Raw genomic sequence first — 12,401 nt, 5'->3', positions numbered from 1 at the left:
CTTTTCAGAAACAGTAATGGTTAACCATTATTTGCCGACCTGTCCCTCTAACACACCCATGTATTTCTTCGCGTTAACCACTTCAGATGAAAGTGGAAACTCGTCAATAACACGTTTATATGTGGACACAGCGTCAGCTGGTTGATTTGCCTTTTCCTGTGCAACTGCTAATTTCATCAAATAAACCGGCGTGAAATACTCGTTCTTTTCGTAATCCGCAGCCTTCTTATAATGTGTAATTGCCTCAGCAGGTTGATTTTTTTCCAGATATGCGTCACCGATCAATGATTGTGCACGCGCGTGCAGCAAAAGATCTGATGAGCTGAATGATTGCAAATGATTGATTGCATCATCGTATTTTCCTTGTTTCAAAAGTGCAACTCCTGCGTAGAAGTTAGCAAGATTGCTCGCGTCCGTTCCTTTGTAAGAATCAGCAATAGATAAAAGTCCTTCGTTACCGCCGCTTCCATTCAATGCTTTTTGCAAAGAATCGGCCTCAAAATCGTAAACGACACTTGCAAGTGCATCCTGAGCCGTCCCCTCTTGTCCGTCAATGTAAAAACGATATCCTGCAAATGCAGCAACAGCCAATACAATTGCCCCCGCTATGCCTAAAACTATCTTGCGATTTTTAATAAAAAAAACCTCTGCTTTATTGATTTGGCCAGCTAGTGCTTCCGGAGTTTCAATAATTTCAAGCCCGGACTCGTCCGTGTTTTTCTTGCTCATATCAATTAATTCGATTTTGGAGTGCAAAGTTATGAAAAGTAAACGAAATTTTATTGCTAAAAAATACCGGAATAAACAAAAAAAGCAGCGCACCGGAAAACCGATGCGCTGTCGCTATTTGAAATCCTAATTTCAGATATATAAAGGGAATTGCTTCATCCAGTTATTGATCTCTGTTTTCACACCAGCGATTTTTGCATCCTGATCATGGTTAACAAGCACTGAATCAATGAAATCCACAATGCGCTCCATATCAGTTTCAACCATGCCGCGTGTTGTTACAGCAGCGGTTCCTACACGGATACCAGAAGTGATCATTGGCGACTTGTCATCAAAAGGAACCATGTTCTTGTTGATTGTAATGTCAGCCTTAATCAATGTGTTTTCTGCCAATTTCCCGGTTAAGCCTGGGTTTTGACCATTTTTCGTGCGCAGGTCGATCAGCATCAAGTGGTTGTCTGTTCCTCCTGAAATAATGCCGTAACCTTTGTCAACAAATGCTTTGGCCATTGCCTGCGCATTCTTTTTAACCTGAACTGCGTAATTATAGTAACCGTCGCTCAATGCTTCTCCAAATGCAATTGCCTTAGCAGCAATGATATGCTCCAACGGTCCGCCCTGAGTTCCTGGGAAAACGCCTGAATCCAAAAGCGATGACATTAAGCGCACCTGACCTTTTGGTGTTTTGATGCCGAACGGATTTTCAAAATCGTTACGCATCATAATGACACCGCCACGTGGCCCGCGAAGCGTTTTGTGTGTCGTTGTGGTTACAATGTGGCAATGATCGAACGGATCGTTCAGCAAACCTTTGGCAATTAAGCCTGCCGGGTGAGCGATATCCGCCATCAACAATGCGCCAACTTGGTCAGCGATCGCGCGAAGGCGTTCGTAATCCCAGTCACGGCTGTATGCAGAAGCGCCGCAGATCAAAAGCTTCGGACGCTCTCTAACAGCAGTTTCCTCCACTTTATCCCAATCGATCAATCCTGTTTCAGCTTCTACTCCGTAAAAAATAGGCTGAAAATATTTTCCTGAAATGTTAACCGGCGAGCCGTGTGTCAAGTGACCACCGTGCGCCAGGTTGAAACCCATAATTTTATCACCTGGATTAAGGCAAGCAACGAAAACGGCTGTGTTTGCCTGTGCACCCGAATGTGGCTGCACATTTGCCCAGGTTGCTCCAAAAAGTTCTTTTAAGCGATCAATAGCAATCTGCTCGATCTCATCTACAACTTCACATCCGCCATAATAGCGCTTTCCTGGCAATCCTTCCGCATATTTATTAGTCAAAACACTTCCAGAAGCTTCCATAACCTGTCTGGACGTGAAGTTTTCAGAAGCGATCAGTTCAATGCCTGATTCCTGCCGATGCTTTTCTCTATTGATAAGATCAAATATGGTGGTGTCACGTTCAACGCTTGTGAGTGTAGACATGGGTTGTATTGGGAAAATGGTGTGATGTTTTTGTAGATTCGGCTACAAAAATAAGAGTATATTTCTTAACATGTTCTTTTTAAATTTTTTTAATAATATTCGTTTTCAATCGTATTTTTGCCAAATACTTATTCTGCCCCTGATCTATTCATAAACCTTTGTAAAACAAATTCAAGCTTAACATGAGCCAGCAAACGGTGAATCCACAAACAATTTTAATGCAAGCTTCCAGTAACGGGAAAGGTACACCCGGAACGATTGGCCAGCCGATCACTTACGAAAAAATACCAACTCAGATTTTCGCAGACTCCAAGGAAGCATCTAATGCTGTTGCGAAAGAGATCGCCGATTTGATCCGTCAGAAGCAAAAGGAAGGTAAGAAATGTGTTTTGGGTTTGGCTACGGGATCTTCACCAAAGACGGTTTACGCGATTCTCGTGCGCATGCACAGAGAAGAAGGTTTGAGCTTCAATAATGTTATTTCTTTTAACCTGGACGAATACTATCAAATGGAGCCTGACTCCATTTACAGTTATCACCGGTTTATGAAAGAGCAGTTGTTTAATCACGTTGATATTCCGTCAGAAAACTATTTTATACCTGATGGAACAGTTCCTCCGGCTTTATTGCGTGATTACTGCACCTCGTATGAAAACAAAATAAATGCCGTTGGCGGATTGGATTTCCAGCTTTTGGGAATCGGGGGAAATGGTCACATTGGTTTTAACGAGCCGGGATCATTGATCAATTCTCGCACAAGGCTGATCACGCTTGACCATTCTACACGCGTTGCTGCGGGAATGGAGTTCGGCGGATTGCATAATGTGCCTCGCAAAGCAATTACACTTGGCGTTGCACCTATTTTGAATGCACGCCGCATTGTCCTGCTGGCCTGGGGAGAAAGAAAAGCGTCTGTAATTCGCGGCGCGGTTGAAGGTCCGGTTACTGAACTGAACCCGGCTTCTTACCTGCAAGCGCATCCGGACGTTTCGTTTGTGGTTGATGAAAGTGCTGCTTCTGAATTGACCCGCATTAAGACGCCTTGGGCTGTTGACTCGGTGATTTGGGACAATAAAATGATCAAAAAGGCGATCACGCATTTGTCGCGCACGCTTAGCAAGCCGATTTTGAAATTGACGGATAAAGATTACAATGATAATGGTATGAGTGATTTGCTGGCCCAATATGGTTCTGGCTATGAGATCAATATCAATGTATTTAACCAATTACAACATACAATTACAGGATGGCCAGGCGGCAAGCCAAATGCGGACGATACGCATCGTCCCGAAAGAGCGCAGCCTTCCAAAAAACGCGTGCTTATTTTCAGCCCGCACCCGGATGACGACATTATCTCGATGGGTGGAACATTCCAGCGTTTGGTAGACCAGGGTCATGAAGTGCACGTGGCTTACCAAACTTCGGGTAACATTGCCGTTGCGGACGACGAAGCATTGCGCTTTATTGATTTCGTAGTTGACTTTAACAAAGGCTTTGCCATTGACAGCCCAGCTGCAAATAAGTTGTTTTTGGATGCAAAGGAATTCTTGAAGCATACGAAGGACAGCGAAATTGATACGCCTGAGATCAGAAAAGTAAAAGGATTGCTTCGCCAGGGTGAGGCAAAGGCAACTTGCCGTTTTGTGGGCATTCCAACAAGCCAGGCGCATTTCCTCAACATGCCTTTTTACGAAACAGGAACGGTTCAGAAAAACCCGATCGGAGAGGAAGACATTAAGATCATTGAAAACCTGATTGAAGAGATCAAGCCGCATCAAATTTATGCAGCGGGTGACTTTGCCGATCCGCACGGAACGCATAAAGTGTGCTGGGATGCCATTGAAGCAGCATTGCAGCGCTCAAAACACAAGAATTTCATGAAAGACTGTTGGGTATGGTTATATCGCGGCGCCTGGGCTGAGTGGGATATTTATGAAATTGAAATGGCTGTTCCAATGAGTCCTGATCAGGTTTTGAAAAAACGCCAGGGAATTTTCAAACACCAGTCACAGAAAGACGGCGTTGTTTTCCAAGGCGAAGATTCCAGGGAATTCTGGCAGCGCGCTGAGGAACGCAACCGGGCAACGGCACATTTGTATGACGAGCTCGGCCTGGCCGAATACGAAGCAATGGAAGCCTTTGTAAGATGGAAATTTTAAGGTGACCCTGATAAATGCAAAAGCCCGGTGTGTGAACATCGGGCTTTTTATTTGCTATATATTGAAGATTACAATTCCATATCCATCCACATGCGATGGGCCATTTTCTCGACCATTTTAACGACGCCTTCCACGGCACCAAAGATTATACAAAGCGGCAAAATTATCGGCAGAAATATCAGCCATTGTAATGCCATCGTAAAATTAAATCGTTTCGAAACAGGCGTTTTCATATCAGGTTCAGGTTATTAACATAGGAGTTTGACATCCCAAGATAGAAACTTTATTTATTGCCAACAAAGTATTTCAATAAAAACGTTCGAAAAATGTAGAAAATTTCGATAAAGAATGTAATTATTCCCTTCCATTTTTCGGAAAAAACAATCTCCGCCAGCTTGCGAACCACCAATGTTGACCCGGCTGTAAAAAAAATTTTGTTTATTTGTTATAGCCAAATAAATTAAAATTCCGAAATGCCGTCTTCCGACATCATACAATTATTACCAGATTCCATAGCCAATCAAATTGCTGCCGGCGAGGTTGTTCAAAGACCTGCATCGGTTGTAAAAGAGCTTATGGAAAATGCCATTGATGCGAAGGCAAACCACGTTCAAGTCATTCTAAAAGAAGCTGGCCGAACATTAATTCAAATCATTGATGACGGTTCGGGCATGTCAGAAACGGACGCCCGAATGTGTTTTGAGCGGCACGCAACATCTAAAATCCGGCAATCAGAAGATCTTTTCAGAATTCGAACGATGGGTTTTCGGGGCGAGGCGCTTGCCTCCATTGCTGCCGTTGCGCAGGTTGAACTGAGAACGAGACAGGAGTCCGACGAGCTGGGCAGCATGATCCGGATCGATGGTTCTGAAATCAAAGCGCAGGAAGCAGTTGCGTGCTTAAAAGGGACCAATCTTTCGGTTAAGAACTTATTTTTTAACGTTCCGGCCCGACGGAATTTTCTCAAATCCAATTCCGTCGAAATGCGTCACGTGCTGGACGAATTTCAGCGTGTTGCGCTCGCGCACCCGCAAGTGGGTTTTACATTGCATCATAACGACACGGAGGTTTTCAACTTACAGTCCGGCAAACTGGTCAGGCGCATTGTTGACATTTACGGGAAAAGTTATCGGGAGCAGCTTGCATTTTGCCAGGAAGACACGTCCTACATTAGCGTGCGGGGTTACATTGGTAAACCTGAATTTGCCAGAAAAACACGTGGAGAGCAGTTTTTCTTTGTAAATGACCGCTATATCAAGCATAGTTACATGCATCATGCGGTGATCAGCGCATTTGACGGCACCATTCCCGAGGGAAGCCATCCGTTTTATGTCCTGTTCATCGAAATTGACCCGTCACACATTGACATTAACATTCACCCGACGAAAACAGAAATCAAATTTGATGATGAAAGGTCTGTTTACGCAATTGTAATGGCAGCTGTGAAAAAGGCTGTGGGTGTATACAATCTTTCTCAATCGATTGATTTTGACGATAACATTAACTTTTTGAATCCGACATCTTCGGATCAAAACCATAACCTGATTCCAAGAACTGTTATGCCTGACTGGGCTGCGCAGTCCAAAAAGAGTGAAGGCGGAGCGTCCAGATCAAATCTGACGAATTGGAACAAGCTGTTTGAAGGATTGCAAAATACAGAAGACCGCAACCGGGAGTTGGCCGCTTTTGAAACCAATGCGACAACTGTTTCCCGGCCTTCTTTTCAGGAGCATTCAAAAACTGTTGCGAGCAAGGTTAACCGGATGGCCTCGGAAGTTATCGCTGCGCCGGAAAGCGATGCCGTGATTTTCCAGCTGCATAACCGCTATATTCTTTCGCAGGTGAAGGACGGAATTATGCTGATTGACCAAAAGGCGGCTTATGAACGCATTTTGTACGAGCGATATCGAAAAATGCTTACCAACAGAAATGGCGCTTGCCAGCAGCTGCTTTTTCCAAAAACAATCCGGCTGACGCATTCTGATATGCAGCTCGTGAGTGAAACCAAAAAAGAGATCAGGAGCCTGGGATTTGAATTTGATGAGTTTGGATCAAATGAATTGATTATCCGCGGGATTCCGGCTGACTTGCCGGAGGAAAGTGAACAGGATCTTTTTGAGGAACTAATTGAGCAATTAAAGCAGAGTTATTCCGATTTGAAACTGAACAAACCGGAAAGTCTTTCGCGCTCTCTGGCCAAGCGTTTTTCTGTGCGTTATGCGGTTAAACTTTCCATGGTCGAAATTCACACATTAATAGACCAGCTTTTTGCGTCAACCGATCCAAACAGGACGCCGAGTGGCGAAGCGATCATTGTTCTCCTTACAATGGACAAGCTGACAAGCATTTTTAAAGCATGACGAACAAAAACAATGGGTGAAGAGTTATTGAATATAATCTTGATTAAACACAAAATATGTTATCTATAACGCCTACTGTCAAGAACTTACTGATTCTTAATATACTTTTTTTTATAGTTGATTCTTACGTTTTCAATCTTACAAATGTGTTTGCGCTGCGGTCAGTGTTTTCCCCAGCATTCTATCCTTTCCAGTTTGTAACCTACATGTTTTTGCACGGTGGCTTTGGGCATTTGTTCAGCAATATGTTTGGTTTATTCATGTTTGGGCCACTTTTAGAGCGTGTTTGGGGACCAAAGAAATTTTTATTCTTTTATTTCTTCACAGGCATAGGCGCGGGAATACTTTTTTCAGGAATTGATTATTTTGAAAATAGTCAGGTAAAAGCTGCTGTTGAAATATTTACTCAAAATCCGACGCCGGACAATCTGGTGGAATTCATGAGTAAGCATGCGGAAAGAATTTATGAAGCGAACCTTGATTTTTTGAACAAATTTGAGGGCAATCCGACAAATTCTGGCTACATTCAACAAAGCGTAGATTTTGTAAATTCCTATTACCAGACATTGATTAATACGCCTTTGGTTGGTGCTTCGGGAGCAATTTTCGGCATCCTAATGGCGTTTGGTTTATTGTTTCCTAATACTGAGCTTTTTCTTCTTTTTGTTCCATTTCCAATCAAGGCCAAATATTTCGTTGCTTTTTACGGCCTTTACGAATTGTACGCAGGATTTCAAAATGCTCAGTCGGACAATGTGGCGCATTTCGCCCACATAGGAGGAATGCTATTTGCATATATATTGTTGCGTTATTGGAACACGCGAAAAACAAATTTCTATTGAAAGATGAGCAATATTGTTGATGACGTAAAGAGAGAGTTCGCCAAATCAGAGAATGCACTCGTTAAGATAATTTTAGTTAATGTCGCAGTGTTCCTAATATTGCTGTTGCTGAAGATTATTCTGACACTCTCCCAATCTGCAAATGTCTATTACGCAGTGATTAACACACTGCAATTGCCTGCTGCAACCAATGAGTTTTTATACAAACCTTGGACATTAATCACTTACTTTTTTACACACGACGATATATTCCATATCCTGTTCAACATGCTTTTCCTTTATTGGTTTGGTAAGTTGGTGGATGAATATTTAGGAGCAAAACGGGTGATTGCGCTATATATGCTTGGTGGCATTGCCGGCGGGTTGATTTACATGGTGCTTTATAATGCGCTGCCTTATTTTCAGGCTCATGTGGAAGGATCCAGAATGTTGGGAGCTTCTGCCGCGGCTTTTTCCGTTGCAGTCGGTGCGTCAACGTTACTTCCGAATTATACTTTCAATCTGATATTTCTCGGGCCTATCAGAATTAAGTTTATAGCCCTGTTTTATATCATTCTTTCCTTGGCACAAACTGTCGGACCTAATGCAGGTGGAAATCTGGCACATTTAGGAGGAGCACTTGTCGGTTACGTATTTATCAAACTACTGCAAAGCGGCACTGATCTTGGAAAACCGCTTTATGCTGTAATGAATGGCTGGTCGAGGCTATTCCGCAAGCGGCCATCTATGCAAGTAACATATCGCGAAAGGCAAGTTTACAGAAGCACGAGTGTTTATTCGTCGGCTTCTGCTTCCGGAACGATTGAAATGCCTGATCAGACGGAAATTGATTCGATTTTGGACAAAATTTCAAAGTCGGGTTATGAGAGTTTGACAAGAGAAGAAAAGCAAAAGCTGTTCAAGGCGAGCCAGCAAAAATAAAGTCAGACTAATAGGCTTAAATGCTTAATTTTGTCTGCTTGAATGTCCCTCAATTTTGATCTCAAAAGCTTGAATATGCTTATAACGCCGGGAAAATTATTAGCTAAAATTAACTCTCCTGAGGACCTACGAAAGTTAGACAGTTCCCAGCTTCCGCAAGTTTGTAACGAATTACGCCAATTTATCATTGACAATGTTTCTGTATATGGAGGCCATTTTGGCGCCAGTTTAGGCGTTGTTGAGCTTAGCGTTGCGTTGCATTATGTTTTTAACACGCCCGATGATCAATTGGTCTGGGATGTAGGACATCAAGCTTATGGTCATAAAATTCTCACTGGCAGACGTGATAATTTTCATTCTAACCGAACATATGGTGGCCTTTCAGGCTTTCCACGTCGTAGCGAAAGCATTTATGATGCTTTTGGTGTAGGACATTCGTCAACATCAATTTCTTCGGCCCTTGGAATGGCCGTTGCTTCTGCATTAGAGAAAAACTTCGAAAGACAGCACATTGCGATTATAGGAGATGGTGCCATGACTGCGGGAATGGCATTTGAAGGCATGAATCACGCAGGTGCAACGGATTCGAACTTGTTGATTATTCTGAATGATAACTGCATGGCGATTGACCCAAATGTGGGAGCGCTTAAAGAGTATCTGACAGACATTACGACTTCCCAAACCTATAATAAGTTCAGAGATGAAGTCTGGAATTTGCTTGGTAAGATGAGCAATTTCGGCAAAAGTGCGCAGGAGATTGTTTCCAAAGTGGAGACGGTTATGAAAACTGCGATTCTTCGGCAGAGCAATCTGTTTGAGTCATTAGGATTAAGATATTTTGGTCCGATCGATGGCAATGATATCAGTCATTTAACGGAGGTTTTGAAAGACCTGAAAAGCATTCCCGGACCAAAGCTTCTGCATTGCCTTACTGTTAAGGGAAAAGGTTATGGACCTGCTGAAAAAGACCAAACAAAATGGCATTCTCCTGGTGTGTTTGATAAGATAACCGGAGAAATCAAAATCAAAGTTTACGATCAGCCTCAAGCACCGAAATATCAGGACGTGTTTGGTAACACGATTGTTGAGTTAGCTAAACTGAATCCTAAAATAGTCGGCGTAACACCAGCAATGCCTTCGGGATCCTCATTGAATATTATGATGGATAAAATGCCGGATCGCGCATTTGACGTTGGCATTGCGGAACAGCATGCAGTGACGTTTTCTGCGGGTATGGCTACCCGCGGCGAAGTGGTTTACTGCAACATTTATTCAACCTTCATGCAGCGCGCGTACGATCAGGTTATACATGATGTGTGCATACAAGAATTACCCGTTATTTTTTGCCTTGATAGAGCAGGATTAGTCGGAGCAGATGGCCCGACGCATCATGGGGTCTATGATATTGCTTACATGCGATGCATTCCAAATATGGTAATTGCATCTCCAATGAATGAACAAGAGCTCCGCAATTTGATGTACACAGCGCAACTCGACTCTTTTCAATCGGGCAAGCAAGCATTTACAATTCGTTACCCTCGCGGTTCTGGCGTTATGCCGGAATGGAGCACCCCATTTGAGGAAATCCAAATTGGAAAAGGGAAAAAGCTTAAATCCGGTGATGATTTAGCAATCCTGTCATTCGGCCCACTTGGAAACTATGCTATGAAAGCAAGTGAGCAATTAGAATTACAGGGCGTATCAGTTGCAGTTTATGACATGCGCTTCGCAAAGCCATTAGATGAGGCTATTTTACACGAAGTATTCGAAAAGTACCAAAGAGTTGTGACGATAGAAGATGGTTGCTTACAGGGCGGTTTTGGCAGTGCTGTTATCGAATTCATGGCAGACAACGGATATTCATCCATTATAAAACGACTCGGCATTCCAGACATGATCGTCGAGCACGGAGAACCAAACGAACTGTACCGAGAATGCGGCATCGATACAGCAGGCATAATAAAAACTGTTCATAAGTTTTTAGACACAAAACTTAGTGCGAAGGCGGTTGTTTTAAATTGACGATCTTACGTAAGATAAAAAGGAAACGAGGTGGTCAATGGTTGACCACCTCGTTTTTTGTTGGATCACGAAAATTAGATTTTACATTCTTCTGTTTAGGGAGTTAAACTTCACTTATGAGAAATGTTCACTTGATTCAATTAGCATCTAATTGAGATCCCGGCTGCCATTACTTGAAGTCTATGAGGCTTTTAACGAGACCTTTCTACGGTCTGCATTGAATGAAAAAGCGCCACATCTAGCATCATAGTTCTCCCACCACATTTTGTTATTAGAAGTCTATTTGGATGCTAACGCAACCTATTGAGAGTATGACCTAAGATGTAGATCATTCATTTAAGATGGTAGCACTTAAGTAATATAAGTGCAGTCGGCGCAGCAAGGCTTCCTTATAGTCTTTTTGCCGGAGTTGTACAGGCCACGCAATCGTATCTCTAATCAGGGTCCTGTTTCAACCGCTTGTGACTGTGGTCGCTTATTCAAGCATAATAAGATTTGTGATGGGGAGCACTGATTTCATCGGTAAAGCCCTTAAAAGTGCCTACCGCCGATTCAGAGAGCTAAGCATAAGTCTCTGTTTGGTTAATAAGAAGATCTACCAAGCCCTAGAGCAAAAAAAGCCTTACATTTCTGCAAGGCTTTTCGGTTGTTGGTATTGTGGCGGCTACCTACTTTACCAGGTTTGATCCAAGTATCATCGGCGGTTCTGGGCTTAACTTCTCTGTTCGGGATGGGAAGAGGTGAACACCAGGCCAATAGCCACCAACAAGCTCTTTGTTGGTTTTATCACTCAACAATATTTTTGAGTAATCAATGTCATATTGGAAGTAGAAGAGATCAAGTAAATTAAGATTTTAATGTGCAAGCTGTTGGGTAATTAGTACTGCTCAGCTGAATGTATTTCTACACGTACACCTGCAGCCTATCAACGTCGTAGTCTACAACGACCCTTATGTGGAAGATTCATCTTCGGGCTAGTTTCGCACTTAGATGCTTTCAGCGCTTATCTATTCCCCACATAGCTACCCGGCCATGCCACTGGCGTGACAACCGGTTCACCAGCGGTGGGTCCACCTCGGTCCTCTCGTACTAAAGGCAGCCCCCGTCAATCTTCCTACGCCCACCACAGATAGGGACCGAACTGTCTCACGACGTTCTGAACCCAGCTCGCGTGCCACTTTAATCGGCGAACAGCCGAACCCTTGGGACCTTCTCCAGCCCCAGGATGTGACGAGCCGACATCGAGGTGCCAAACCTCCCCGTCGATGTGAGCTCTTGGGGGAGATCAGCCTGTTATCCCCGGCGTACCTTTTATCCTTTGAGCGATGGCCCTTCCATACAGAACCACCGGATCACTATACCCTGGTTTCCCACCTGCTCGACCCGTCGGTCTCACAGTCAAGCCTGCTTGTACTATTGCACTCCACACACGGTTACCAAGCGTGTTGAGCAGACCTTTGGAAGCCTCCGTTACACTTTTGGAGGCGACCACCCCAGTCAAACTACCCACCATGCACGGTCTCCGACTTAGTCGGATTAGATCCCAGGCCAGCGAAGGGTGGTATTTCAACGTTGGCTCCATCACGCCTGGCGACGCAACTTCACAGCCTCCCACCTATCCTACACATCCCTGACCCGAAAACAATGCAAAGCTATAGTAAAGGTGCACGGGGTCTTTCCGTCCCGTGGCGGGTAAGCGGCATCTTCACCGCTACTACAATTTCACCGAGCTCACGGCCGAGACAGTGCCCAGATCGTTACACCATTCGTGCAGGTCGGAACTTACCCGACAAGGAATTTCGCTACCTTAGGACCGTTATAGTTACGGCCGCCGTTTACTGGGGCTTCGATTCAATGCTTCTCTTGCGATGACATCCCCTCTTAACCTTCCAGCACCGGGCAGGTGTCAGGCCCTATACGTCAACTTTCGT

At 43.9% G+C, this 12,401-nt stretch carries 8 protein-coding genes and 2 rRNA genes (1 of these 10 only partly in view); 5 read left to right on the top strand and 5 right to left on the bottom strand.

Translation table 11 applies throughout. From position 1 onward, the window contains the following. Positions 1 to 27: 27 nt before the first annotated feature. Positions 28 to 729 (bottom strand): tetratricopeptide repeat protein, encoded by a 702-nt coding sequence (locus AC0IYG_RS28335; protein ID WP_471714439.1) that lies wholly within the window; start codon positions 727 to 729, stop codon positions 28 to 30. 132 nt (positions 730 to 861) lie between these two features. Next, positions 862 to 2,166 carry a serine hydroxymethyltransferase gene (locus AC0IYG_RS28330; protein WP_471714438.1) on the bottom strand — a complete coding sequence of 435 codons (1,305 nt, stop codon included), beginning with the start codon at positions 2,164 to 2,166 and terminating at the stop codon, positions 862 to 864. Between the two features lie 218 nt (positions 2,167 to 2,384). On the opposite strand from AC0IYG_RS28330, the gene nagB reads away from it, so the two are divergent. Beyond that, a complete protein-coding gene (gene nagB, locus AC0IYG_RS28325; protein ID WP_471714437.1) occupies positions 2,385 to 4,325 on the top strand; it encodes a glucosamine-6-phosphate deaminase in 1,941 nt (646 codons plus the stop codon). A 68-nt stretch (positions 4,326 to 4,393) separates the two neighbouring features. Here nagB and AC0IYG_RS28320 read toward each other — a convergent pair whose 3' ends face one another. Then, positions 4,394 to 4,558, bottom strand: a complete 165-nt coding sequence (locus AC0IYG_RS28320; protein ID WP_471714436.1) for a hypothetical protein — start codon at positions 4,556 to 4,558, stop codon at positions 4,394 to 4,396. Between the two features lie 240 nt (positions 4,559 to 4,798). Here AC0IYG_RS28320 and mutL point away from each other — a divergent pair, with 240 nt between their 5' ends. The 4 genes from mutL (at position 4,799) to dxs (ending at position 10,470) form a co-directional block, all read left to right on the top strand. Further along, entirely contained in the window at positions 4,799 to 6,685 is a 1,887-nt protein-coding gene (mutL, locus tag AC0IYG_RS28315) for a DNA mismatch repair endonuclease MutL (protein ID WP_471714435.1), read from the top strand. A gap of 56 nt (positions 6,686 to 6,741) precedes the next feature. Beyond that, complete coding sequence (locus AC0IYG_RS28310; protein WP_471714434.1) at positions 6,742 to 7,527, top strand: rhomboid family intramembrane serine protease; 786 nt, start codon at positions 6,742 to 6,744, stop codon at positions 7,525 to 7,527. Positions 7,528 to 7,530: 3 nt separating this feature from the next. Then, entirely contained in the window at positions 7,531 to 8,448 is a 918-nt protein-coding gene (locus AC0IYG_RS28305) for a rhomboid family intramembrane serine protease (protein WP_471714433.1), read from the top strand. A gap of 75 nt (positions 8,449 to 8,523) precedes the next feature. Next, positions 8,524 to 10,470: a 1-deoxy-D-xylulose-5-phosphate synthase gene (gene dxs, locus AC0IYG_RS28300; protein ID WP_471714432.1), complete on the top strand. Its 1,947-nt coding sequence runs from the start codon at positions 8,524 to 8,526 to the stop codon at positions 10,468 to 10,470. Positions 10,471 to 11,125: 655 nt separating this feature from the next. Here the strand turns inward: dxs and rrf are convergent. Both rrf and AC0IYG_RS28290 read right to left on the bottom strand, forming a co-directional pair. Further along, positions 11,126 to 11,237 (bottom strand): 5S ribosomal RNA (gene rrf / locus AC0IYG_RS28295). A gap of 90 nt (positions 11,238 to 11,327) precedes the next feature. Further along, positions 11,328 to 12,401: ribosomal RNA gene (locus AC0IYG_RS28290) — 23S ribosomal RNA — on the bottom strand (it continues 1,751 nt past the right edge of the window).

The sequence above is a fragment of the Dyadobacter sp. AC419 genome, from assembly GCF_979253085.1.
Note: the sequence above shows the minus strand (reverse complement) of the source record. Positions and strands in the feature narration are given on the sequence as shown.

Excerpts from the sequence above, each read along its gene's own strand:
- AC0IYG_RS28320 (WP_471714436.1), bottom strand. The coding sequence starts at position 4,558 with ATGAAAACGCCTGTTTCGAAACGATTTAATTTTACGATGGCATTACAA.
- nagB (WP_471714437.1), top strand. The coding sequence starts at position 2,385 with ATGCAAGCTTCCAGTAACGGGAAAGGTACACCCGGAACGATTGGCCAG.
- mutL (WP_471714435.1), top strand. The coding sequence starts at position 4,799 with ATGCCGTCTTCCGACATCATACAATTATTACCAGATTCCATAGCCAAT.
- AC0IYG_RS28310 (WP_471714434.1), top strand. The coding sequence starts at position 6,742 with ATGTTATCTATAACGCCTACTGTCAAGAACTTACTGATTCTTAATATA.
- AC0IYG_RS28305 (WP_471714433.1), top strand. The coding sequence starts at position 7,531 with ATGAGCAATATTGTTGATGACGTAAAGAGAGAGTTCGCCAAATCAGAG.
- AC0IYG_RS28335 (WP_471714439.1), bottom strand. The coding sequence starts at position 729 with ATGAGCAAGAAAAACACGGACGAGTCCGGGCTTGAAATTATTGAAACT.
- dxs (WP_471714432.1), top strand. The coding sequence starts at position 8,524 with ATGCTTATAACGCCGGGAAAATTATTAGCTAAAATTAACTCTCCTGAG.
- AC0IYG_RS28330 (WP_471714438.1), bottom strand. The coding sequence starts at position 2,166 with ATGTCTACACTCACAAGCGTTGAACGTGACACCACCATATTTGATCTT.